This is a genomic window from uncultured Fibrella sp., assembly GCF_964250085.1.
Classification (GTDB): Bacteria; Bacteroidota; Bacteroidia; order Cytophagales; family Spirosomataceae; genus Fibrella.
In genome coordinates, this window is sequence record NZ_CAXUEC010000002.1 from 402720 (window position 1) to 427077 (window position 24358).

Genomic DNA, 24358 nt, shown 5'->3' on the forward strand with positions numbered 1-24358 from the left:
GACCCAAGCCCCTTCGCCCATTTACACTAGTTGCGCCTTTCTTGTATTTGCTTCTGCCAATAATTCAACCATCGAGGTGAGCGTTTCGTCATGCGCTTCGCCCGCCAGGCCCAACGCCATTTGCGCCCGCATCAGGCCAGTCCGGCCGCTCAGGTCATACCGATTGCCTTTCATTTCCAAAGCCAGGTACGTTTCCGTCTCGGCCAGTTCCTGAAGCGACGGGGTTAATGGCGTGTTTGAACTGCCCTGGGCAATGTGTTTTTCGAGGATGTCGAAAACGGTGGGCGTCAGCACGTGCATGCCGAAGAAACACAGGTAATAACCCACCCGCAAACCGGGCGTTTGCAGTTCCAGTTCGGCTACGCTCAATGATGGCTTTTCGATGAGTTTCTCGATCTGATACACGCCGCTCTTATTGGGTACGTGCTTGCCGGTTATGGTGCCATAGCGCCCGATCTGGTGCTCGATTGTGGGATTAACGGCTGATACCGAGCAATTTTCCTCCGTAGCCAGTTCAATCAATTGAGCAGCGCAACGTTTGCCAACCAGGTTCGATACGTACAGGTAATCGCCAAGCAGCAGCAGGAATGGCTCGTTATTGACGAAGTCCCTGGCGCAGTGAACGGCATGCCCGTAGCCCAGCGGCTCGGGTTGCTCGGTAAACTGAACGCGACTGATGAGGTGATCGATTTTTTCGGCTTCCTGACGCGCCCAGTCTACGTTTTTAAACGATTTAACCAGGTTATCCCGCAGGGAGGTGAAGGCGTTGATGTAGCGTTCGCCATCACCGGGGGCGCATACCACGCAGATCTCTTCGATTCCACTCAGAAACGCTTCTTCAGCAATGGCCTGAATAACGGGCTTATGAAGCCCATCAATATCGATAACCGGCAGCATGGCTTTCTGAATGGTGTCGGCAACGGGATACAATCGTTCGCCGCGGGCAGCAGCGGTAATAACGGCTTTTCTTATTTTCATTGGGAACGGACAGCAAAATCAATTCGATGCCCAAAGTTTGCCAAAAGAACCCAATTAAACGACCCCAAAGCGAAGTTGCTACCGTATGGCTTGTTTCACGTATATCAACGTACCTGGTGAAACGTACCTGGTGAAAGGAAATGTGAAAGTCTATACAACTGGGCTGCGAAGCCCGGTACAGTCCATAGGAACTCAACGAGGCCGTAATCCATGCCTATGACAAGCTTGTGGCCGGGATGGATAAAGTCTATGAACGGCTGATTGCCTTCAAAAGGCAAAAGAATTCCGAACTGGTAGTGATTCGGGATAACAAGATCGTGAAGATTAAACCGTAATAACGATCAGAAACGTACCCATTAGTACATGACAAAGCCCCGTCTAATGCCAATAGGCAGCATTAGATGGGGCTTTGTTCATATTCGGCAACGCGCTATAACAACTTATCCGGCGTGATCGGCAGTTCGCGGACGCGTTTGCCGGTGGCACTCATCCACAGCGCTTACAACATTGTTACCAACGCATCGGCAGTGTTGATAAGGTTGGCTTTTTTTAGGGTCTGAATTACCTCAATGGACCTTTTGGGTGGATTTCGTAAGCTGGCCACCTGTTTAAGAAAAGCATTTAATACCTCATTAGGATTTGTCTCGAGCAGACCTACGACAAACAAGTCAGGGTGCTGAACTTCTAAATTGAACGTACCTAAATAATCGGCGGGAAAATCCTTTAGGTTAGCTGTAACAATGATATGGGCACGACTATAAATGGCTGCTGCCAGCACGTGGCGATCGTCTGGATCAGGTAGTCTAAGAGAACGAATCATCGCTTCATACCCTTGCACAGTTGCGTCAGGAAAAGCATTATCCATTGCCTCTGTGGTTCGTTGAAGCTGTGTACAGTTAAATCAGGTCGATTCAGTAACAGGTTGCGCGTCCACTCCTCATGAATTCTGTCTGTCCATTTTGGGGCATATAACCCCTCATTAGCCAGATATAATAGTAAATCTCGTATAGGTGCCGGATACAGTACACATGCGTCAAGTAGCGCGCCATCTTCGCTCCCTGTATCATTCATATCCCAGGTTAAGCGCCTGCGCCTGTTGGGTTAAGAATGCCAACTGCTGGTCACGCACAATCTGTTGCTTAGTAGCGTAGTCAAGTACATCTGCCAGCGAAATACGTCGGTGGCTACCTACTTTCCTAAATGGGATTGCCCCCGCTTCCAGTAATTTGACAATATGTGGCCTCGACACAGCCAATAGGTCGGCCGCTTGCTGTGTGCTTACTTCTGAATCAGAAGGAGCAAGCGATATCCCCTTTCCTTCAGCCATGCCAGATAAGATAACAGCTAATAAGTGAAACGCTTTAGCTGGAATGGTAACGGAGAATGAATTCCCTGCCTCAGACTCATTCTGTACCTGAATCCTTACTCCTGCCGTGCCGTTCTGTATGGCCGTCGCAAAAAACGGAAGTGATTCGCGGGCTACTTGCTGATCCTGTAAAGTTGGTCTCTCAACAATGGTTTCCATATCTTTTATTGCCTTTCGTACGAATTCGATAAACGAAATAAACGAAACAAAGTTTCTGGTCTAATCGAAGTATCAAGCACAAAAGCAAAGAAGCCACACCTGACAGCTTAGGTAGGAAGTGTCAAGCATGGCTTTCGCGAACTGTTAATTTTCACAACAACTTATCCGGCGTGATCGGTAACTCGCGGACGCGTTTGCCGGTGGCGTTGAAAATGGCGTTGGCTACGGCGGCAGCTACACCTACGATGCCCACTTCACCGATGCCTTTTATACCCATCCTGTTGGCTTTCTGATCGTCTTCCCGGATGAAAATTGCGTCCATATCGCCGATGTCGAGGTTGGCAGGTACGTGGTAATCGGCGAAGGAGCGGGTCACGAAATTGCCCCAGCGCGGATCGAGCACCGATTCTTCGGTCAGGGCCATGCCGATACCCCAGATGTTGCCGCCAATGATCTGCGAACGGGCTGTTTTTGGGTTCAAAATGGTGCCAGCACCCGTCACCGCCAGAAAACGCTTCACCCGAACCATGCCCGTAAACCGGTTTACGGCCACTTCGGCAAAGTTGGCGTTGAAGCTGTGGGCTGAGTACTCTTCGGCGCTCTCCAGTGGTTTGGCGTCGATACGGGTCTGGAAATCGGTCAGCTTTTCGGACTGCATCAACTGCGAAGCCGTAGGGCGGGCGAAGTACTGCTTGCCCGATCGGGTGAGCAACTCATCCGTGATTTTCTGGCAGGCATCGTTCACCGCATTGGCGTAGCTGGATGCGCCCACCGAACCTACGGCACCAGCGGCGGGCGGAAGGTCAGAATCGCCCAGAATGACCTTGACATTGCGCAGGGGCAGGTCCAGCGCGTCGGCGGCTGTCTGGGTCAGAATGGTATACGTACCTGTTCCCAGGTCAGCAGCGGCCAGCTCAACGGTGGCCATGATCTCGGTACCCGTTCGTTTCAGCTTCACAATGGCCGACGTGGGGCGCTGGTGCGCCGGGTACGTTCCGCAGGCAACGCCGTAGCCAATCAAGTAATTTCCCTGCTGATTCTGGCCGGGTTCGGCTTTGCGTTTCTCCCAGCCAAACGCCTTTGCGCCAACCTTCAGGCAGTCAACCGCCTTGCGCGACGACCAGGGTTTACCGTTCGATGGGTCGCGTTCGGGCTCGTTCTTCAGGCGCAACTCAATCGGGTCCATCTTCAAGGCATAGGCCAGTTCGTCCATCGCCGATTCAAGCGCAAAACTCCCGGTCGATTTGCCGGGGCCGCGCGTGTAGGTAGGAATGATCACGTTCATCGGCACCGTGCGGTAGGTGATGAGCGAGTTGGGTACGTCGTACATGATCTTCGAACAATCGCCACAGGGCTCGACAAACTCATTTTTTATGGCTCCGTGCGTAGTGATCTCATGAGCCAGTGCCGTTAGTTTACCGTCTTTGGTAGCAGCCAAACTCACTTTCTGCAGATTTCGCTGCCGCATCCCGACCGAGTTAACCATCTGCTGACGGGTCAGCGCCAGTTTCACCGGACGATTCACCTGTTTGGCCGCCACAGCCGCCAGCACCAGATTAGCCCACTGCCCACCTTTCGAGCCAAACCCGCCGCCAATGTAGGGCGTAACGATACGTACCTGATCCGTTTTGATGTTCAGGGTGTTGGCCGCTGCACTTTGTGCGCCGTTCACAATCTGCGAGCTGTTGTACAGGGTCACCCGGTCGCCATTCCATTCGGCAATGGTGGCGTGGGGCTCCAGCGGATGGTGGTGTTCGATGGGCGTTTCGTACACCTGCTCCACTTTATACTCGGCCTCGCGCATCGCCGCTTTCGCATCGCCGCGAATAGCATCGGCTTTGTCTTTTTCCTTCGGAAGTACGGCATCTTCTGCCAGCTTCTCAAAATCAACTTTCGGCTCTTTCCTGTCGTAGGTGACACTGACCAGATGCGACGCGTGACGGGCCTGCTCAAACGTTTCGGCAACGACCATACCGATATGCTGTCCGTAAAATTCAATCTCGGGGCTTTGCAACAGGGCACCACCCCGAATACCCCCGTTGACGTTGAGTTTCGGGGCGTTGGTATGGGTAATGACGGCCAGTACACCGGGTGCTTTTTCGGCGGCGGCAGTATCGATGGTTTGAATGGTTCCGGCGGCAATCGTGCTTTTGAAAATGACGGCGTAGGCGAGGTTCCTGACCGGGTAATCCGTTGAATAGGCTGCTTTCCCCGTCACCTTGGCGATCCCGTCGATGCGGCTGACGGGCGTGCCAGTAAGTTTTTTGTTGTCTTGCATAAGAAAAAGTCATTTAGCTGCGCTGTCATTAGGCTGCGCCGTCATTAGTCATTACGTGGCACTGCTATTAGTTACTGGCAATGACCAATGACAGCGTAGCAAATGACTACTATTTCATGGCCATTTGCAGCGCCAGCACAATGCTACGGTTGCCTAGTTCTACCTTAAACTTATTGTGTTCCAATGGTTTGGCATCAGCCATTTCGGCGGCAGCGGCCAGCTTAAAGTTTTCGGCTGTTGCTTCTTTACCAGCCAGAAACTGCTCGGCTTTCAGTGCCCGCCACGGTTTGTGCGCGACGCCACCCATCGCAATTCGTGCCTGCACGATCTTGGTTCCTGAAACCTCCAGCCCGGCCGCCACTGAAAGCAGGGCGAACGCATACGACGCCCGGTCGCGCACCTTGAGGTAGTATGATCTGTCGGCAAACTTGTTGGGGGGCAGGTCAATGGCGGTGATCAGTTCGCCATGCGCCAGGTTAGTATCCTGCTCAGGTTTATCGCCCGGCAGGCGGTGGAAATCAGCAAACGGAATGCTTCGCTCCTGACCGCTGGCGTTTCGGACCTTCACCACGGCGTCGAGTGCCGCCAGCGCAATCGCCATGTCGGACGGGTACACGGCCACGCATTTCTCAGACCACCCAAAGATGGCGTGCAGCCGGTTTATACCCTCCAGTGCACCGCAGCCACTACCGGGCTCGCGCTTGTTGCAGGGCATCGACACTTCGTAAAAATAAGGGCAGCGGGTACGTTGCAGCAGGTTACCGCCGTTGGTCGCCATGTTTCGAATCTGCCCCGAGGCGCCCGCCAGAATGGCCTGCGTCAGTAACGGGTAGTGCTGTCGGATTAACGGATGGTTGGCGGCATCGGTGTTTTTGCCTAGCCCACCGATGGAAATACCACCCTTGTTGGTCCCGGCAGTCACTGGTTTAATCTCGGCCAGCTTCAGCGTTGTGATATCAATAATAGCCGTGGGACGCTCGACGTCTTCCTTCATCAAATCGATGAGGTTGGTGCCGCCCGCGAGAAATTTTGCCGTCGGGTTTCCGGCCAGCTCCTTAATGGCTGACGAGGGATCTTTAGCCCGGGTATAGGTGAATGGTCTCATGGATGTGGGCTGATGAATTAGGCCGAAAATCGGAAAGTTTGCTCGACTGGTTTTCCACTGTGGACTTCCTGAATAGCGGCAACAATGTTGGGATAGGCTCCACAGCGACATAGATTACCCGACATCCGCTCCCGAATCTCTTCGGTCGACAGTTGAACCGGGCCTGTCTTTCTACGCAGATCTTCGGTCACATAGCTGGCGTCGCCTCTTTTGGCTTCATCCATCAGGGCTACTGCCGAGCAGATCTGGCCGGGCGTGCAGAAGCCGCACTGAAAACCATCATGCTTGAGAAACGCCTCCTGCATCGGATGTAGGCGGTCCGACGATCCGGCGTTGCCTTTGGCGAGCCCTTCAATCGTTTGCACCGTTTTGCCCTCGCAGCTAGCCGCCAGCGTCAGGCAAGACAGTACCCGTTGCCCATCGACAATTACGGTACAGGCTCCACACTGACCGTGGTCGCAGCCTTTTTTAGAACCGGTCAGGTCCAGCCGTTCCCGCAGCGTGTCGAGCAGGGTCATCCGGGAATCGACCATCAATTTACGGGCTGCGCCGTTGACGTTGATCGATACGTTGACGCCGTTTTCGATGGTTGCGGTCGATAAATCCGCTGGAATCTGGGCACTAACCGGCCTGGCAAATAGCTGCTCAGCCACGGCCGATTGGGCGGCCAGCATGCCTCCACCAGCCAGAGTCATCAGTTTCAGAAAGTGACGCCGGTTTACGCCTGTATCGAGAATTTCGGTCAGGTCTTCGGGCATCAAATCTTCGAATAACTTCTTTTCGTCTTCCGACAGATCAGGGGATTGGTTCTCGTCCATTAGGTCGATGTTTGGAGAATTCAGGAGTTGCAGTAGAGTGCTTTGCAACAGGTATCGGTACAGGTACGTGTCAATCAGAAATAACCCGTTAGCGACACCTTATGTTATGACATCTTACCAACGAGTAAACAAAAATGGCGGTGTGTTCAGTTGGCCACCGGCAACGCCAAGAAACCCCCACATCAATACCAATCCACATGGCACTCTCATTTACCGCCGCTTAAAATCTTTACCGGAACGGTAACCTTACCCGCTAATTTCAGTTAAATATTATATTCTATAGAAGTAGTATATTGTTTAGGTTTACTCAACAACAGAATACACGAATGAACAGTGAGAACCAACTCAGCAGACGCCAGGTAATTGGCGGAATCGGTGGCGGATTAGCTACCGTCATGGCCACACCCGTACTGGCCGCTTCGGAATCAACGTATACACCTGCGGCACCGACGGCAGCCCCCTGCAAGACCCGACTACGAAGTATCCCAAACCACCGTTTAAGGAGCAGCCGCAACCCTGGCCAGGACTGGCCGGCAAAATGGACCCCAAGCCTGATCATGGCGAAACCAGCTACAAAGGGTCAGGCCGGTTAGCAGGGCGCAAGGCGTTAATTACCGGTGGCGATTCGGGTATGGGCCGGGCAGCAGCTATCGCTTATGCGCGGGAAGGAGCCGATGTGGCGATCAACTACCTGCCCGCCGAAGAGCCCGATGCCAAAGAGGTAATTGCGCTGATCAAAGCAGCTGGTCGAAAAGGCATTGCCATTCCCGGCGACATTCGTGACGAGGCATTTTGCAAACGCCTGGTCAACGAGGCGTTGAAAGGATTGGGCGGACTGGATATCCTGGTCAGCAATGCGGCCCGGCAGCAACAGCGTGAATCCATCCTGGATCTGACGTCGGAAGATTTCGACGCGACCATGAAGACCAATATTTACGCGCCATTCTGGATCATAAAAGCCGCGTTGCCGCATATGCCGGCTGGATCAGCCATTATTGGCACCACCTCCGAGCAAGCCTATGACCCCTCTCCCAACCTGTATGACTACGCTCAGACCAAGGCGGCCACGATGAATTTCGTGAAGTCGCTGGCCAAGCAACTGGGTCCGAAGGGTATCCGGGTGAATGGCGTTGCACCCGGCCCGATCTGGACGCCGTTGCAGCCCAGCGGTGGAGCTACTCAGGAAAAACTAAAAACTTTTGGTGGTGACACGCCGATGGGTCGGCCCGGTCAACCAGCGGAGTTAGCTTCCATTTATGTACAGCTTGCCGCCAGCGATGCCAGCTACGCTACAGGTCAGGTGTATGGCTCGTCGGGCGGTAAAGGGCAACCCTGATGTAGATTGAGTAAAGAACACGGACTGAAGTCCGTGTTCTTTACAAGAAAAAACAGACTGAAGTCCGTGTTACATACTTACCGTTGAAACCGATACAGGTATGGTGCTTTATTGGCTGCTCCCGTAAACTTCTTTTCTAGGCGCTCCAGGACGTTCATATCCAGTATCTTCTTTTGAAAATTATTGCGTGCGAAAGGTTTGTCGAAAATAGCTTCGTAGAGTTCCTGTAGTTCCTTCATCGTGAAGGTTTCGGGCAACAGATTAAACGCAAGCAACTTCTGATCGATGGTTGATCGCAGGGCTTCCAGTGCCTGCGCCACGATCTCGTTATGATCCATAATCAGCGTGGGTAATTGCTTAATTGGGTACCACCCGATGGTCTCATCGACCCCGCTTTTTCGGGGAACTACCTTCCGACTATCTACTAGTGCATAATACCCGATCGACACAAACCGGCGGGTAATCCACTCCAACTCCTTTGCGTTGAGCCACACCGATCCCAGCTTATCCTGGTTGAGTTCGCTCATCCGTTCAAGCAGTTCAGCGTTATTTCGCCGGGCCTCGCCAAACACCCGGAACTGTTGCAGATAAATATCCCGAATCCCCGTTCGGTCTTTCAGGATACGCTGAGCGGCCTGATCTATACTTTCTTCCTGCACAATGAACCCGCCCGGAAGCGCCCAGAAATCGCCTCGTAAATCCAGCTTTGGTACAAGTACGTTAAGCTGTTTTTCCCAATAGCCAAAAATGACGCAGTCGATCGAAAGCTGTTGAATGTAGTTCTGTTCGCTCGGGGAGTACATGGGAGTTTGGGCTAATGATCGGGAATCGTGAGAGAACAAAGATAGACAGCCTGCCAATCGTCGGTTCCCGATTGATTTAGTGGCGTCATTACTTGCGCATATGGTATTATAAGAGCACAAAATTGCCTAAAATTTATTGTCTAAAATTTAGACAATAAATTTTTTTCGTGTTTATCTTTGCTCAAACGAGTAAAATATCAATCATAATGCGCGAAAACTCCTTAAGAATCAACCTGCTGGCGTTGGGTTTATGGCTATTGGTTCAGTCAGCCTTTGCTCAATTGCCAAAACGAAATGTACTTGTCTTTAGTAAGACAGCCTCGTTCCGCCACCAGTCGATTGAGGCGGGCAAGAAAGCACTGGCTGCTATGGCCACCGAAAAAGGGTTCGGGGTACGTTTCACGGAAGATGCGACCCAGTTTACCGAGCCGAACCTGAAGCAGTTCAACGCCGTCGTGTTCCTGAGCACTACGGGCGATGTGCTCAACAACGAGCAACAAACGGCCTTTGAGCGCTACATCCAGGCAGGTGGTGGGTACGTTGGTATTCACGCAGCAACCGATACAGAGTACGACTGGCCCTGGTACGGCAAACTGGCCGGTGCCTACTTCCTGGACCATCCGTCAACGCCGAGTAACGTACAGAAAGGGAAGTTTATCGTGACGATGAAAAACCATTGGGCGACCCAGGGAATGCCCGACGAGTTTGAGCGGACCGATGAGTTTTACAGTTTCAAAAACATTTCGCCAACGATCAATGTCGTCCTGAAAATTGACGACAAAAGCTACATTGGCGGCAACAACCCTGATTTCCACCCCATGAGCTGGTATCAGGAATTCGACGGTGGCCGGTCTTTTTACACGGCGATGGGCCATACCGATGAATCGTTTGCCGAGCCCTTATTTTTGACTCACTTATGGGCCGGGATCAATTACACGACCGGCGGCGAGGCCCCGAAACCACTCGATTATACCAAAGCACGCCCCGAAGAAAACCGGTTCACCAAAGCCATTCTGGCCGAGAAACTAGATGAACCAATGGAACTCAGCGTACTGGGCGACGGCCGTGTCCTGTTCATTCAGCGCAAGGGGGAAGTTCGGCTTTACAACACGAAAACGAAAGAGCTAAAAACCATCGCCACGCTTCCGGTAAGCACCAAATACGTGAGCAAGGAAGGTAAGGAGTCGATGGGTGAGGATGGACTGATGGGCCTCAGTAAAGACCCCAACTTTTCGCAAAATCACTGGCTGTACCTCTACTATTCTGACCCCAAAGAATCGAAGAACGTGCTGTCACGCTTCGAGCTGAAGGGCGATGAACTGGTGATGGCATCGGAGAAAAAAATGCTCGACGTACCTACCCAACGCGAAGAATGCTGCCATACGGGCGGCTCTATTGCCTGGGACCGCGCTGGCAATCTCTATCTATCGACAGGCGACAACACAAATCCTCACGGCTCGAACGGCTATAGCCCAAGCGACGAACGGGAAGGCCGCAGCGCCTGGGACGCCCAGAAATCATCGGCCAATACCAATGACCTGCGCGGTAAAATAATCCGTATCAAGCCGCAAGCCGACGGTACATACACCATTCCCGAAGGCAATCTGTTTTCGAAGGGCTCCGACCCGTCGGACCGCGCCAAAACGCGGCCGGAGATTTATACGATGGGCCACCGTAATCCCTTTCGTATTTCGGTCGACCAAAAAACTGGGTACGTCTATTGGGGCGAAGTTGGTCCCGATGCAGCTAAACCAGATACAAGCCGGGGCGCCGCCGGTCATGACGAAGTGGGTCAGGCGCGCAAGGCAGGCAATTTCGGCTGGCCGCATTTTGTGGGCGACAATAAAGCGTATACCAAATACGATTTTGCCGCGAACAAATCTGGCGAGAAGTGGGATGCCAGTGCGCCCACGAATACCTCTCCCAACAACACGGGCCTGAACGTGCTTCCAGCGGCGCAGAAAGCCTTTATCTGGTATCCGTATGACGCATCGCCCGAATTTCCGCTGGTTGGAACAGGCGGCAGAAACGCGATGGCCGGGCCCGTGTATTACGCCGACGCGTTCACCAACGCACCCCACGCTTTTCCGAACTACTATGATGGAAAACTGCTGACTTACGACTGGATGCGCGGCTGGATCATGGCTGTGACGATGGATAAAGCAGGCAATTTCCAGTCGATGGAGCGGTTTATGCCGAGCTACAAATTCAGCAACCCAATGGATATGGAGTTTGCCGATAATGGCGACCTGTATATGCTTGAATACGGCTCGGGCTGGTTTTCGGCCAACGACGACGCCCGGCTGGTACGAATCGAGTACAATGGCAGTAACCGCAAACCGCAGCTTCAGCTAGCCACCAACAAGATGGGCGGCTCTGTTCCGCTTGGCTTGAAACTCACATCGAAAGGAACAGTGGATGCTGATGGCGATGCACTGACCTACTCCTGGAAAGTCACGTCGAAAAACGGCTTCACCAGGCTCATCAACACGCCCGATGCCACTCTCACGCTCTCGAAAGCTGGCGTTTACAAGGCTGTTCTGACCGTAAATGATGGAAAGGGAGGCATTGCCTCGCAATCGATCGACATCACGGCGGGCAATGAAGCCCCGGTTCTGAGTGTTGATTTACCCGGCAGCAATAAGTCGTTTTTCTCTCCCAACAAACCGTTCCGATATGCAATCAACGTGAGCGACAAAGAAGACGGTACACTTGGCAAAGGCATTGACCCTGAACGCGTTGCCGTAAATATCGACTACTTGCCGGAGGGTTTCGATAAAATAGCGATTGCGCAGGGCCACCGGTCGGCCGACGCCAGCGCCCTGTTTGCCGGTGGTAAAAAGCTGATCGAAGCCAGCGATTGCAAAGGCTGTCATAGCATTTCTAAAAAGTCGATCGGACCAGCGTATATGGACGTGGCCAAAAAGTACAAAGACGACAAATCAGCGCTGGAACGGCTCACTAAAAAAGTGATCGCGGGCGGCAGTGGTGTCTGGGGCGAAACGCCTATGTCGGCTCACCCACAATTGTCGGCGGCCGATGCTGCCGAGATGGTCAAGTATGTTCTGAACGTATCGAGCACAACTGGCAGCACTAGTGCATTACCGACAACTGGCACCTACACGGCCAAAATACCGGCAGACGACAAGGGTAAAGGCGTCTACATTGTACGGGCCTTATACGCAGACAAGGGAGCCAATGGGTTGCCTTCGCTCCAGTCGGAAAAAACATTCGTGTTGCGCAATGCCACCATCGACGTGCATGGATTCGACGAATACGACAACGTGAATAAAATGTCGTTTGGCGGTAATAACCTGGCGATTCCTGGTAAATCAGGCGCTTACATGACCCTCAAACAAACTGATATGACCGGCGTTACGGCGGTTCGGGTGATGGCCGCCGCACCAAAACCACAGCTTAACGCCAAAGGCGGTAAGGTTGAAGTACGCCTGGATAGCCCAACCGGTAAGCTGATCGGCGAATCACCGTTCCTGGAGGCCACGGAGAAGATGGATTTCACGCCGTCTCCTTTGACCATTCCGGTTAAGCTACCTACTCCGACCGACAATAAGCCGCATGATGTGTATCTGGTTTTTGTCAATCCAAAAGATCCGGTTGGTAGCCTGATGGTGGTGATGGGCATCGACGTTGTCCTGAACGCGACAGCACAATAAGTGCCTGTTTCTACACTTTTGTGTGTTTATACTTTACATCTGATTAAACAATTGCCAACTTACATTCAATTAACCAGTTACCAAAAATGAGAAAATTCAGTCTTATCCTTTTCGTCCTGATTCTTGGCGTTGCCAGCAGTTTTGCACAAACGACCGCCCCGGTTTCCGCTACTACTGCTACCGACTTCTACGTCGGAAAATGGGAAGTAGCTATTGCCGGCACACCCATGGGCGACGTGAAGCTTGTGGCCGACCTGGTTCGTAAAGACGGTAAGCTGACCGGCGACCTAACCAATACTGCCGATGCCGCTGCCGGAAAGCTACCGATTACAAAAGTGGAAGAGAGCCCTGAAAAGCTGGTTATCTATTTCGACTCAACCCAGGCTGGCGAACTCGCTATCGACCTAAAAAAAGTTGATAATGACAACCTCAAGGGCGCATTGATGAGCTTTGATGCCGTTGCGAAACGGGTGAAATAGTTAATAGGCAATTACATCCTTCTGAGGAAACCCTCTCGTTCTGTGGCACTAAGCCACAAATCGGGAGGGTTTTTCGTTACAGGCGCAAGCCTAATCGAATAGCTGCTTCAACGGGCATATATCCGGTTGGCGAACCCTCGATACATAATTCACCACGCAGCAACAATGGCGGCTGCGCTAAAAACCGGGGTTCAGTTCCCCGGTGGGGTTGCGAGGCGTGCACCAGAAACGGATGGCATAGGTAAACTGTACCTGCTTTACCGACCGCCACCACCTCGTTCTGTTCTGGTAATTCGTGCAGTTTGCCAGCCAGCTCCATAAAAGAAAGCCCCTCCTCGCCTGCCTCTTTTATCAACGAAGCTACGTTCAGGTGTGAACCGATCCTGATTCTTGTCGGGGCATCCTGCTCGCTGCAATCGGAGAAGAGGAACAGCATCAGTAAGGCGCGGCCCCTGGAGCGGAAATTGATGCGCCAGGCAACATAATCGGCAGGGTCTGCCCCCGGAAAACTGGCGTCGACATGCCAGCCCGTATCGCCTGGGTCCAGAGCCGATGGGAAACGAACGGGAAACGTACCCATGCTTTGGCAGGGAATCCATCGTCCCGCACCAACGAGTTGGTCGAAGGCGCGGTGAAGTACTGCCGTATTGGCCGCTCGAACAAAAGGCCCCTGGTTATACATCCCCAGCCGAATCACGGGTTGTGTCCAGGTGGTAGGGTCATCAGGTGTGCCGGGTAACTCCTGCCAGAGAATCTCTCTGACAGTTTGCGCATCATCAGCCGGAAAGGCGTTATCAATGCGCACAAATCCATCCCGAATGAATTGTTCGATCTGGGTATTAGTCAAGCCATTGTCCATAGGCAGGGAAAGAAAAGCTACAGCATTGGTCCTATCCTCATCCCACAAATATACCTGTCGTACTTCGTACCGGTCAACACCGACGCCTCATCAGGCAGCGTTTCATCTCGCACAGTTACCCCCCAGATTTGTCGTTTGCTCCCCTCCGCTCCCTGGTTTTAGACTTGTATGTTTGTAACGAAAACGCAGAACAAATGAGAACGCTTAAGCTACAGGTACAAGCCACCGTCGACGGTTTTATGGCTGGCCCCAATGGGGAAATGGATTGGCTGACGTTTCCCTGGACAGACGACGTTGGCAGGTACGTTGCCTACCTGACCGAACCAGTAGACACTATCCTGTTGGGTCGAAATCTGGCACAAGGATTTATTCCGCATTGGGCGGCCAACCCAGACTCGCCGGGGGCCGATAAGATCAACAGTACGCCTAAAGTTGTTTTCACAAAAACGCTCGATACCTCCCCCTGGGACAATACCCGGCTGGCGACCGGTGAGCTGACGGCCGACATCAACGCCCTGAAAAACGAGCCGGGTGGCGACATGATCGTCTATGGCGGGGGTACGTTCGTGGCGTCGCTCATCAAAGCCGGGCTGATCGATGAATTGCATCTCTTCATCAATCCGGCCGCTATCGGAGACGGGATGCCCATCTTCGGCGGATTGATTACCAGGCAGTTACTGACGCTGGCACACGCCAAAGCGTTTGACTGCGGCATTGTTGTGCTGACTTATAGACCTAAACAGGGATACTGACCAGTCGTGTTGGTTAACTCAAAAGAACCTTCAAGGGTAACTTCATTGCGCTGTCTTCTGCTGATTGGCAACAACAGTCTGTTCTGATTCGCCGAAAAGAAAAGTCAGGTTAAAGTTCGTACTTGCTTTAAACAGAACGTAGTCGACTCTATTTTCGAACTGAACACGCATTCCCTGAAACGCTGAAGCCGTAGCTGTGTCGGCCGAGATAGTCGCATACAACTGCTCACTGAACGCGGTGAGTTGTGCTTCGTTCAGCGGGTGCTTATTATCCATGTTCGTAAATTGAGCGACGATATAGGATTCATTTTTCGCCTCTCCGTTAACCCACGTTTTACTGAAAACCGGACGTATACTCCATGCATCAATGGTCAACTTATTGGTTGCAAGTAGGTTATCGACCTGCTTTGTCAGAGCACTGCTGGCACTGTTGGTCTGCTCCACCGCTGCCCCACCGACACTTGCCTTATCGATTATGACAGCAACAGCAACCACGAAAACTACGAATGCAAGGGCCTTTTTCATGGCGAATGGGATTTAGGAGAAGACTGACACGAAACGATAAAAGCAACATACGACCTGTAACCGTGGCAGCCGTGCGGCGCAGTCAATTCCGTTTGCGTTCGCTTGTATATCGCCTGGCAGAATGAAGGTTATCACTGCCGGAAAAACTTCTTTGTCTTCTCGCTACCTTGTAGGCATGAAACAGGTCGTACTAGGGCTTCTGGCCTGCATTTCGGTAAGTATATCGGGCGTAGCCCAATCAGTTCCAGGTACAGCCCGCCCCGCTTCAGCAGGATTGCCACGCATCGCCATTGCGGGTTTGGGCATCGAATCCAGCACCTTTTCACCGGCGGTTACGCACGAAGACGCGTTTCATGCGCGCTACAGCGGCGAGGTGTTTACGGCCTATCCGTTTATGATGGGCGCGGCCCCGTTGCGCAAACAGGCGAAGTGGTTTCCCACCGTCGTGGGTAAATCGCTGCCGGGTGGGGCCGTCACGCGGGAGGCGTATGAATCGCTCGTCGGGAAGATGCTCGATTCACTCAGAAAATATAGCCCCTACGATGGTCTGTATTTCGATATTCACGGGGCGATGAGCGTGAAAGGGCTCGATGACCCCGAAGGTGATCTGATCATCCGAATCAGAAAAGTGGTTGGCTATAAGACGCTTATTTCCACGTCGATGGATTTGCACGGCAATGTATCCGAGCGGCTGGCGCAAAACACCGACCTGATGACCTGCTACCGCATGGCCCCGCACGAAGATGCGATGCAAACCAAAGAACGGGCCGTGACCAACCTGCTCGACCGGCTCAGAAGCGGCAAAGGAAAGCCTGCCTACAAAGCCCTTGTAAACGTACCTATCCTGTTGCCGGGCGAAAAAACGAGCACCCGCATTGAGCCGGGAAAAAGTCTCTACGCTGAGGTTGAACCGCTGGCCGACCGTCAGTCGGGCGTGGTTGATGCGGCCATCTGGATTGGCTACGCCTGGGCCGATGAACCGCGCAACCACGCCGTTGTACTGGTCACTGGCGATGACAAAACGAAGGTGACACAAACGGCCGAAAAACTGGCGCGCAACTTCTGGGCGGCGCGGGACAAGTTCGACTTCGTTGCCCCCACAGGTACGTTAGCCGATGTGCTGACCAAAGCCGTTGCCAGTGCCAAAAAACCGTTCTACATCAGCGATACCGGCGACAACCCAACGGCGGGCGGCGCGGGCGACGTGACCTGGACGATCACCGAAATCCTGAAACGTCCCGAATTTAAAAAAGCCGATGGTCCATCGCTTATCTACGCGTCGATTCCTGATCCTGGTTTTATCAAAAAAGCAGTGGCAGCGGGTATTGGCGGTCAGGTCGACGGTTCGGCTGGTGCCCTTGTCGACCACCGCTTTGCGCCGCCTGTTCCGCTCAAGGGGACGGTAACGGCGATTGTGACGGGCGATAAAGATGCGGAGGTGGAAGCCGTGGTAAAAGTGGGCAGCGTGAGCGTGATTATTACGCAGAAGCGCAAGCCCTACCATGAAGAAAAGGATTTCACGCGCCTAGGCCTTAACCCACGAACAGCCGACATTGTGGTGGTAAAGATTGGCTACCTGCAACCGGAACTCTACGAGATGCAGAAAGACTGGATTATGGCGTTGACGCCCGGTGGCGTTGATCAGGATTTATTCCGACTACCCTACAAACGCATTCAGCGCCCCCTGTTTCCCTTCGATAAGGACATGAAAACACCCGACCTGTCGGCCAAACTGGTGCCGCTGTCAGGTACGTCCCGGTAGCGGAATATTATCACTAAATAAGAGTGACTTTTATAATTCCGCCTTGACTAGCTAGTTGTAAATCGCTGGTATACAGTTGTTATTATCACTTCTTTAACGCCCAACCGCGTGTACAGCCGCCGCTTGTTGGTTACGCGCAGGCGCTCGTTGGCCTCGACCGTAACCGATTCTGGCCTTACCCAGCGATAGGCGTCATTGGGCGCATCTGGATTTACCGTAATCTTCCTCAGATCGTTCGACAGCGAGAAGGAACGATAAGCCGACTGGAAGTTGTATTTTACTACATAGTCGGGGTTGTAGCTAAGCAGTTCACCGCCATCCCACACCTTGCCAACGCCTGTCCTGATAAACTGTTCGGGCCACCATTGAATGAATGTGAAACTGGGCTTCGCACTGGATGGCGATGGGCCATAAATTTTCAGTTCAGTGTGGTATTGTGTTCCTCCCTGCAAGCTCAGTTCGTCCATTTCCTGTAACAGGTTAACCGAAGAAATACCATTCAGGTCAACATCTACGGGCTCGCTGGTCACGGAACTGATCACTTTGTACTTACCATGAAACTGCTGGAAGAGCGCGCTTACATTCTCGTTTGGCAGCGTAGTAGCCGGGTTGGCAGGAACTGGCTTGATCACACTGACCGAGGGCGTATTATCCGGCGAACAGCTCATAAACTGGGCCACGGCCACGAAGCCGATAAGAATACTTTTTTTCATAGTGCGTTAAGTTTATACAATCAAATGTAAACTTGCCCGCTCTATAGCCGTGTGAAGTTCATGTTACTTTATCGTTAAGTATGCAGCACAGCACCACTACCCCATGACATTCAGCCTGAACTCCTTTTTTGCTTTACTGCTGTTGCCGATCACCGTGTTTTCACAGGCTACTATCCTGTCTGATAAGCCGCTCACGATCTTTACCCTTGGCGACAGCAACGGCACGTATGCCCATAGTTGGCAGCAGCAACTCCGGTTAGCGTTACCCAATGCCAGGGTGGTCAATATCAGCAAGTCGGGTCGGACGATCGGGTTTCTGAATCTCGGTGACAGCACCTTGAATTCGCTGCTTGTACTTGATGAAAACCTGACGAAGGCGACAGAGGCCACCAACGGTCAACCAGTTGATTTTATCATTCTTGAACTGGGTACCAACGATGCCAAAGCCATTTTTGCTGATCGTCAGCGGGACGTACCTGCTAATCTGGAGCGGCTCATTACCCGTATAAAAAGCAGCCATTACCCCGCGATCAACAAGGCTAAAATCGTCATTATTTCGCCGCCGCCATACGGTGATAGAGCGGAAGCACTGGAGAAATACAAGGGTGGCGGGAAGCGCGTGGAGGCGATGAGCAAAACCTTCAAAAAAATAGCGAAGCGGAACGACTGCCTGTTTGTCAACGGCTTCAAAACGCCCGGCCTGGATATCAATACCATGACCACCGACGGGTTACATCTTGATGCAACAGCGTCGAGAAAGCTAATTGAGCCCGTAGTCGAAAAACTGTTGAACTAAGCACACCGTTTGATGGACTTCCTGATTCCTGCGCCATCTTTCTTCTATCGAACGGTCTGGCAAACACGTTGAAATACACGCCAATACTCGTACTTTCAGCCTGATAATCAAGCTATTTTTACCATTGACCTGTCTATACATGAAAAAACTATCGTTACTAGTAGCCGTTGGCGTGATCGGGGTTCTGCTCCTGGCCGCAACCACCCATTCTGTCAGGAATAAATATGGGTTTGTAACGGGCACTCCCGCAATCCGGTCTATCAATGCGCTTACATTTGGGCCCGATGGCGTCCTGTTTATCGGCGACGGCCGAAGTGCTACCGTCTTTGCGATCGACACCAAGGATGGAGCCATGAACGAGAAAGCCAATCCGGTCGAGATCAAAAATATTGACCAGAAAATTGCCGCCCTGCTGGGTACCGACGTGGCCAATATTACCATTCAGGACATCGCCGTCAACCCATCGTCGAAAAGTGTGTATTGCGCGGTTCAGCATAGCGACGGCACGCCGGTTCTGCTCAAAATTGACGGCGATAAGCTGACGGCTGTTTCGTTGAAAGACGTACCTTTTTCAACCGTTGTCCTCACGAATGTTGCCGCCGAAGATGCCAAAGATCGCCGGGGCGAATCGCTGCGGATTTCGTCGATATCAGACATCGGTTTTGCGGATGGGAAACTGCTCGTAAGTGGCCTGTCGAACCAGGAATTTGGGTCAACGTTCCGAAGCATTCCGTTTCCGTTCACGACTGTTCAGGACCAGAGTTCGCTGGAAATTTACCATGCTGCTCACGCTAAATACGAAACCATGGCCCCAATTAAAACCTTTACCACGACCGAGATAAAGGGCAAAAAATACCTGCTGGCCAGCTATACCTGCACACCCCTGGTGCTGTTTCCGATGGACGAATTGAAGCCCGGCAAGCACGTAAAAGGCCGGACGGTCGCCGAAATGGGTAGCGGCAACTCGCCCCTCGACATGGTGATTCTGAAAAAAGGCAACGAGTCGTTTTTGCTCATGGCCAATTCGAGTCGGCCGGTTTTCAAGGTCAACTACAAAAACCTTGAAGCGTATCAGGGTTCTTTAACCACGCCCGTTACAGAGAACTTCGCCACAGCCGGTGTCGATTTCGTGTCGCTACCGCTGACAAACGTGCTCCAGATCGACAAGTTGGACGATAGCCGCATGGTGCTGCTGCAACGTCGGTCGAACGGTAATCTTGACCTGTGGACATCCAGTGACCGTTATCTGTAAACCTCCTTCACAGGCATTTGTCAGGCTATACATCGTGTATAGCCTGATTTTTTTGGGCACCTGCCTACTCGCGTGCCGCCCCGCAGAAGAAACCGGCATCACCATTAACTGGGATGGGAAGAGGGCTACCAGCCTGACCATTCCCCACCGGTTGGTAGATGGAATAAACGCCGATTCGCTCCCACAACTGCTGACGGTCCGGCTGGCTGGTCAGCCAATTGGAATGGCCGGTAATTACCAACAGGCCGCAACAGGCATTCATTTTGACCCGCTGGTAGCCTTCACGCGGGGACGCCGGTACACGATATGGCTGCGGAATAAGCCGCTCTGCGAAGTTGCCATTCCGGCTTTGGACGTAAGTGACAAACCCGCCCTGCTGGCTATTTACCCATCTGCCGATTCACTGCCAGACAACCTGCTGAAAGTCTACCTCCATTTTTCGCGGCCCATGCGCGAAAGTCAGTCGGCCAGGTACGTTACCCTGCTTAATGCAACCGGCGACACATTGCGGAACGTCTTTCTTGATTTGCAGCCGGAACTCTGGAACGCCGACCGAACCATGCTGACCCTCTGGCTTGACCCCGGCCGAATCAAGCGCGATCTGCAACCCAACAAACGGCTGGGGGCTCCCCTCCAAATCGGCAAACGGTACCGGCTGGTTATTTCTCCCGACTGGCCAGATGCGTTGGGGGCTAAACTGGGTCAACGCGGGGCGAAAACGTTTCAGGTCATTCAACGGGATAGCCTCTCGCCTACCCCCGCAAGCTGGTCGGTCCAATCGCCCAAAGCGGGTACGTTGTCCCCCTGTACGGTCACTTTCGGTGAATCACTCGACTATTATTTACTAACCGAAACGCTGCGTGTTTTTGGAGATGATGGGTCGGTCGTTCCAGGTACGTGGCATATTGGCCAAAACGAACGGCAAAGCCAGTTTACGCCAACGACAAACTGGACAGTTGGCCGCTACCACCTGCGTGTCGAGAATAGGCTGGAAGATCTCGCGGGAAACAATCTCATTCGCCCCTTCGACCGAGACATAACACGTAGTAAACGCCCTGACGACGGCCAACTGTACAAGGAAGTGGTCTTTACAGTACTCGACTAGCTTACAGACCCGACCTGCTCAAACGGCCACGGCTAACCCAACACTAACGACCAAAATCCTTTGGAAGTGGTGAGCGTTTTCGAGAAGCAAAAATCAGAAACAATTATGTTTAGTTTCACCCGGGAAGACATGAACTGGATGTTGAAACAGGTGTTGGCGGGCAAGCTTGTCGCGGTCGTCGACCGAACGTACCCACTGGAAAAAGTAGCCCACGCTCACGAATACATCGAAACCGGCCACAGTAAAGGGAAAACTGGTATTGACGATTGATTAACGTTGAGTGGGGTTAGAAACTCAACGACCATACTATCATGAAATCATTAAATACTACTTAAACTACCAACCAAATAGAAATTAGCCAGTTCTCTGGGCAGGATAAGCACGTCTGCACACAATATACGAGAGCAACATGGCCACAACAGGAGCCGACCTACTGGTCGAACGAGTATTGGATTGGGGAGTCGATACTATTTTCAGCCTGCCCGGCGACGGTATCAACGGCTTGTGCCTAAGCCCGGCAAAATCACAACCGAACAGGCCGTTGAGTTTGTGAAGGCCCTCGCCCGGGGCGAACGCGACCGCGGCGAGATCATCAAAAACGGAATCAGCAACCAGTATAACGAAGCGATAGCCACCAAAGGACGCAGTCTTCTCGACGTGACTCCCGGCTTATAACCTTTAAAATGAACTCGTTATGGCATCGACAACTGCACCAACAAAACCGCTGGCCTGGCAATCGCTCTATATCAGGGCGGGCCTTCTGATTATAGCAGGCGTGGCCCTATTTTTCACGGGTAACAGCAAATCTGTGCTCTCATTGGGCGCGTTGAGTGCGCTGTTACTCCTGTCGGGCCTCAGTGCCCACCGCTTCTGGCGCAGCAGCAGCCGGGCAAACACGCCGGATTACTGGTTCCTGATCGCCGGTCTTCTGGATATTGCCGTGGGCGTTGGCCTGCTCTTTTATCTCGGCAATCCGGCCAGGGGCATTGCCAATATGTTTGGGGCATGGGGTGTTCTGGTGGCTATTACGCAGGCTGTAGCCGCCATGTACACGTTTCTTGGCGTGAAAGATAACAGCGAGAGCGGTCAGGACTTCACCGTTGTCATCCTCCATTTCGTAACGGCGCTACTCGGCGGTGGCATCGCCTTTATGCTGGTGCAACGACCCGCCGCCGAGCAGTCTAACCAGTTTTCGGGCTTATTTCCGCTGGCAATGGGTATCGTTTCGATCCTGCTGATCCGTCGGCTTAAAGTGGATATTGAGCTTGATCAGTCCCAGCAGGCAGAGAGCTAGTTGGGTACGTCAGTAGTGGTAAGGTTTGTGAGTAACTGACCCGGCAATTGTACTTATGTCATTTTTGATATAATGACAACGAGTCAACTCGTAGCGGCAACGTACCTGTATGGTGCAGGTACGTTGCCGCTGTTGAAACCTACCGATCTCTGATGACTAACCTCTCTGATGTAACGCCACGTCGCCTGAAAGCAGGCAATGGAGTAGCAGCCTGTCTTGCGCTTTCCCTCCTGGTGGTTCAGGGCGCAACTGCCCAGTCAAAATCCACGTTGCAGCAACCTGTTCTGGGAGCGCGCTCTGCGAAAATCATTAAAGTCAATGATCTGTCGTTCAAAGACCTGAACCGAAACGGGCAGGTAGACAAGTATGAAGACTGGCGCTTATCGCCCGACGAGCGTAGTAAGGATCTTGTCTCGAAAATGTCGGTGGAGCAAAAGGTTGGTTTTATGCTCATCAGCACCACCCGGCTCAAAAACGACTGGTCGTTTGAAGCGCCTAGAAACAAGGAGCCGATCAGCAGCGATTTCAACGAAACAGACCTCTCGGCTACTACAAATATGTTTACCCGCAAGCCCATGCTCACGCCGATCATGAATGCAGCGGGCACGACCAAAGCGGTTACGCAGTTTCACCTACGCCACTTCATTCTCCGGGCCAACGTCAGCGCCCGCATGACGGCCGAATGGGCCAACAAACTACAGGCGCTTTGCGAGAGTGACGGGCTGGGTATTCCGGCCATCGTAGCCTCTAACCCCCGCAACCATGTCACGGCCACGGCCGCTATTGGTACCAGTGTGGGCAAAACGGCGTTCTCTTCATGGCCTGGCGAACTGGGTCTTTCTGCCATGCGCGACCTGAAACTGACCCGCGAATTTGCCGACATTGCCCGGCAGGAATGGGCCGCCGTTGGCCTTCGCAAAGGCTATATGTACATGGCCGACCTGGCCACCGAACCCCGCTGGCAGCGCGTAGACGGCACCTTTGGCGAAAATGCCGACTGGGCCGCAAAAATGATTACGGAGGTAGTGCTTGGTTTTCAGGGCAAGAAACTGGGCAACACATCTGTCGCCATGACCACCAAACATTTTCCCGGTGGCGGAGCGGGCAAAGCAGGGCAAGACCCCCATTTCGACTGGGGAAAGGAAGAGGTGTTTCCGGGTGGCCAGTTTCAGAACAACCTCATTCCGTTCAAAGCAGCCATTGCCGCAGGTACGTCGGCCATCATGCCCTACTATTCGATGCCCACAGGAACAGACTACGAACCCATCGCCTACGCCTACAATCGGGCCATCATTCATGACCTGCTGCGCGTGAAACTCGGCTTCAACGGCATTATTAACTCCGATACCGGCCCCATTGAAATGATGCCCTGGGGCGCTGAGAACCTGACGATTATCCAGCGCTACAAGCGTACGCTCGAAGCAGGCGTTAACCTCTACTCAGGCACGGCCGACCCTGCTAATTTGCTCGAAACCGTGAAAACAGGTCAGGTAAATATGGCTTTGATCGACGATTCGGTGATTCGCCTGCTGAAAGAAAAGTTTGAACTGGGTTTGTTTGAAAACCCCTACGTCGATGAGGCCGCCGCTGAAAAAATCGTAGGCAGTGCCGCCTTCCAGGCCCGGGCCGATGTAGCCCTGCGCAAGTCGATTGTGTTGCTGCGCAACGAAGCAAAAACGCTACCCCTGAAACCGACGACAAAAGTGTACGTTGAAACGTATGCCAAACGCGGCAACACGGCCACTACCGGCCAGGGTGAAGCCTACGTACCCACCGATGGAAAACACGCCCTCCAGTTTGTAAAAACACCGGAAGAGGCCGACGTCATTCTGTTGTGGCTACTGCCATCGTCCAAATCGCTCTTCGCCTCAGACGGCTCCCCTATCGAACTGTCGCTGTCGAAAAATGCCGTCGATGTAGCGTATATCAATGCCCTGACGGCTAAAAAACCAACGATTATGGCCATCAACTACACCAATCCGTGGGTGATCGACGAGATTTACAACCCCGCTACCGCCACCCGTTTCAAGGGCGTGCTGGCGACCTTTGGCACCACAATGGACGCCCTGCTCGACATTGTGTCAGGTACGTTCAAGCCAACGGGTAAAATGCCCTTCACCACGCCCCTGTCCGAAGCCGCCGTTCGTAACCAACTGGAGGACGTACCCGGCTACAAAGAAGGCCCCACCTACGGCCTGTTCAAGTATGACGAGGGAATAGGGTATTGATATTTGCCTGTTGCGGTGGTGCTGACGCATCTTTCTGCACGTTGTGCTAGATGGGGCTTTGTGAGTTACTGGCGCG

Annotated in this window: 23 protein-coding genes; 13 read left to right on the forward strand and 10 right to left on the reverse strand. The window is 52.8% G+C overall.

Annotated features, from left to right (window positions below):
- Window positions 1–21 precede the first annotated feature (21 nt).
- The 6 genes from ACFE8Q_RS07220 to ACFE8Q_RS07245 form a co-directional block, all read right to left on the reverse strand.
- Entirely contained in the window at window positions 22–978 is a 957-nt protein-coding gene (locus ACFE8Q_RS07220) for a UTP--glucose-1-phosphate uridylyltransferase (RefSeq protein WP_375444697.1), read from the reverse strand.
- A 499-nt stretch (window positions 979–1477) separates the two neighbouring features.
- Window positions 1478–1843 carry a hypothetical protein gene (locus tag ACFE8Q_RS07225; protein ID WP_375444698.1) on the reverse strand — a complete coding sequence of 122 codons (366 nt, stop codon included), beginning with the start codon at window positions 1841–1843 and terminating at the stop codon, window positions 1478–1480.
- 198 nt (window positions 1844–2041) lie between these two features.
- On the reverse strand, window positions 2042–2503 hold the full coding sequence (locus ACFE8Q_RS07230; protein ID WP_375444699.1) for a helix-turn-helix domain-containing protein: 462 nt from the start codon (window positions 2501–2503) through the stop codon (window positions 2042–2044).
- 151 nt (window positions 2504–2654) lie between these two features.
- Window positions 2655–4781 (reverse strand): xanthine dehydrogenase family protein molybdopterin-binding subunit, encoded by a 2127-nt coding sequence (locus ACFE8Q_RS07235; RefSeq protein ID WP_375444700.1) that lies wholly within the window; start codon window positions 4779–4781, stop codon window positions 2655–2657.
- 109 nt (window positions 4782–4890) lie between these two features.
- Complete coding sequence (locus tag ACFE8Q_RS07240; protein ID WP_375444701.1) at window positions 4891–5886, reverse strand: FAD binding domain-containing protein; 996 nt, start codon at window positions 5884–5886, stop codon at window positions 4891–4893.
- Between the two features lie 17 nt (window positions 5887–5903).
- Entirely contained in the window at window positions 5904–6704 is an 801-nt protein-coding gene (locus ACFE8Q_RS07245) for a 2Fe-2S iron-sulfur cluster-binding protein (RefSeq protein ID WP_375444702.1), read from the reverse strand.
- Between the two features lie 326 nt (window positions 6705–7030).
- Between ACFE8Q_RS07245 and ACFE8Q_RS07250 the strand changes: the two genes are divergently transcribed.
- Both ACFE8Q_RS07250 and ACFE8Q_RS07255 read left to right on the forward strand, forming a co-directional pair.
- On the forward strand, window positions 7031–7297 hold the full coding sequence (locus ACFE8Q_RS07250) for a hypothetical protein (protein WP_375444703.1): 267 nt from the start codon (window positions 7031–7033) through the stop codon (window positions 7295–7297).
- Window positions 7243–8040 (forward strand): SDR family oxidoreductase, encoded by a 798-nt coding sequence (locus ACFE8Q_RS07255; protein WP_375444704.1) that lies wholly within the window; start codon window positions 7243–7245, stop codon window positions 8038–8040. Before ACFE8Q_RS07250 ends, ACFE8Q_RS07255 begins: the two co-directional genes overlap by 55 nt.
- 77 nt (window positions 8041–8117) lie before the next feature.
- Here the strand turns inward: ACFE8Q_RS07255 and ACFE8Q_RS07260 are convergent, their stop codons facing one another.
- A complete protein-coding gene (locus ACFE8Q_RS07260) occupies window positions 8118–8843 on the reverse strand; it encodes an NUDIX domain-containing protein (RefSeq protein ID WP_375444705.1) in 726 nt (241 codons plus the stop codon).
- Between the two features lie 206 nt (window positions 8844–9049).
- Here ACFE8Q_RS07260 and ACFE8Q_RS07265 point away from each other — a divergent pair, with 206 nt between their 5' ends.
- Together ACFE8Q_RS07265 and ACFE8Q_RS07270 are read left to right on the forward strand one after the other, a co-directional pair.
- Window positions 9050–12517: a ThuA domain-containing protein gene (locus ACFE8Q_RS07265; RefSeq protein WP_375444706.1), complete on the forward strand. Its 3468-nt coding sequence runs from the start codon at window positions 9050–9052 to the stop codon at window positions 12515–12517.
- 86 nt (window positions 12518–12603) lie between these two features.
- The gene (locus ACFE8Q_RS07270; RefSeq protein WP_375444707.1) at window positions 12604–12996 is read left to right on the forward strand and encodes a hypothetical protein; all 393 of its coding nucleotides are present in this window, start codon (window positions 12604–12606) and stop codon (window positions 12994–12996) included.
- Window positions 12997–13072: 76 nt separating this feature from the next.
- Here the strand turns inward: ACFE8Q_RS07270 and ACFE8Q_RS07275 are convergent, their stop codons facing one another.
- The gene (locus ACFE8Q_RS07275) at window positions 13073–13855 is read right to left on the reverse strand and encodes a phytanoyl-CoA dioxygenase family protein (protein ID WP_375444708.1); all 783 of its coding nucleotides are present in this window, start codon (window positions 13853–13855) and stop codon (window positions 13073–13075) included.
- A gap of 194 nt (window positions 13856–14049) precedes the next feature.
- Here ACFE8Q_RS07275 and ACFE8Q_RS07280 point away from each other — a divergent pair, with 194 nt between their 5' ends.
- On the forward strand, window positions 14050–14607 hold the full coding sequence (locus ACFE8Q_RS07280) for a dihydrofolate reductase family protein (RefSeq protein ID WP_375444709.1): 558 nt from the start codon (window positions 14050–14052) through the stop codon (window positions 14605–14607).
- A gap of 42 nt (window positions 14608–14649) precedes the next feature.
- On the opposite strand, the gene ACFE8Q_RS07285 is transcribed toward ACFE8Q_RS07280, so the two are convergent.
- Complete coding sequence (locus ACFE8Q_RS07285; protein ID WP_375444710.1) at window positions 14650–15132, reverse strand: hypothetical protein; 483 nt, start codon at window positions 15130–15132, stop codon at window positions 14650–14652.
- Window positions 15133–15307: 175 nt separating this feature from the next.
- Here ACFE8Q_RS07285 and ACFE8Q_RS07290 point away from each other — a divergent pair, with 175 nt between their 5' ends.
- Window positions 15308–16894 carry a M81 family metallopeptidase gene (locus ACFE8Q_RS07290; RefSeq protein ID WP_375444711.1) on the forward strand — a complete coding sequence of 529 codons (1587 nt, stop codon included), beginning with the start codon at window positions 15308–15310 and terminating at the stop codon, window positions 16892–16894.
- 47 nt (window positions 16895–16941) lie between these two features.
- Here the strand turns inward: ACFE8Q_RS07290 and ACFE8Q_RS07295 are convergent, their stop codons facing one another.
- On the reverse strand, window positions 16942–17607 hold the full coding sequence (locus tag ACFE8Q_RS07295) for a hypothetical protein (RefSeq protein WP_375444712.1): 666 nt from the start codon (window positions 17605–17607) through the stop codon (window positions 16942–16944).
- Between the two features lie 103 nt (window positions 17608–17710).
- Here ACFE8Q_RS07295 and ACFE8Q_RS07300 point away from each other — a divergent pair, with 103 nt between their 5' ends.
- The 7 genes from ACFE8Q_RS07300 (at window position 17711) to ACFE8Q_RS07330 (ending at window position 24282) form a co-directional block, all read left to right on the forward strand.
- Window positions 17711–18403: an SGNH/GDSL hydrolase family protein gene (locus ACFE8Q_RS07300; RefSeq protein ID WP_375444713.1), complete on the forward strand. Its 693-nt coding sequence runs from the start codon at window positions 17711–17713 to the stop codon at window positions 18401–18403.
- 139 nt (window positions 18404–18542) lie between these two features.
- Window positions 18543–19655: a hypothetical protein gene (locus ACFE8Q_RS07305; RefSeq protein WP_375444714.1), complete on the forward strand. Its 1113-nt coding sequence runs from the start codon at window positions 18543–18545 to the stop codon at window positions 19653–19655.
- On the forward strand, window positions 19639–20760 hold the full coding sequence (locus tag ACFE8Q_RS07310; protein WP_375444715.1) for an Ig-like domain-containing protein: 1122 nt from the start codon (window positions 19639–19641) through the stop codon (window positions 20758–20760). The genes ACFE8Q_RS07305 and ACFE8Q_RS07310 overlap by 17 nt, the downstream gene beginning before the upstream one ends.
- A 69-nt stretch (window positions 20761–20829) precedes the next feature.
- Window positions 20830–21030 (forward strand): zinc-binding dehydrogenase, encoded by a 201-nt coding sequence (locus tag ACFE8Q_RS07315; RefSeq protein WP_375445147.1) that lies wholly within the window; start codon window positions 20830–20832, stop codon window positions 21028–21030.
- 234 nt (window positions 21031–21264) lie between these two features.
- Entirely contained in the window at window positions 21265–21435 is a 171-nt protein-coding gene (locus ACFE8Q_RS07320) for a hypothetical protein (RefSeq protein ID WP_375444716.1), read from the forward strand.
- A gap of 19 nt (window positions 21436–21454) precedes the next feature.
- On the forward strand, window positions 21455–22054 hold the full coding sequence (locus ACFE8Q_RS07325; RefSeq protein WP_375444717.1) for a hypothetical protein: 600 nt from the start codon (window positions 21455–21457) through the stop codon (window positions 22052–22054).
- 152 nt (window positions 22055–22206) lie between these two features.
- The gene (locus ACFE8Q_RS07330; protein ID WP_375444718.1) at window positions 22207–24282 is read left to right on the forward strand and encodes a glycoside hydrolase family 3 protein; all 2076 of its coding nucleotides are present in this window, start codon (window positions 22207–22209) and stop codon (window positions 24280–24282) included.
- Window positions 24283–24358: the final 76 nt, after the last annotated feature.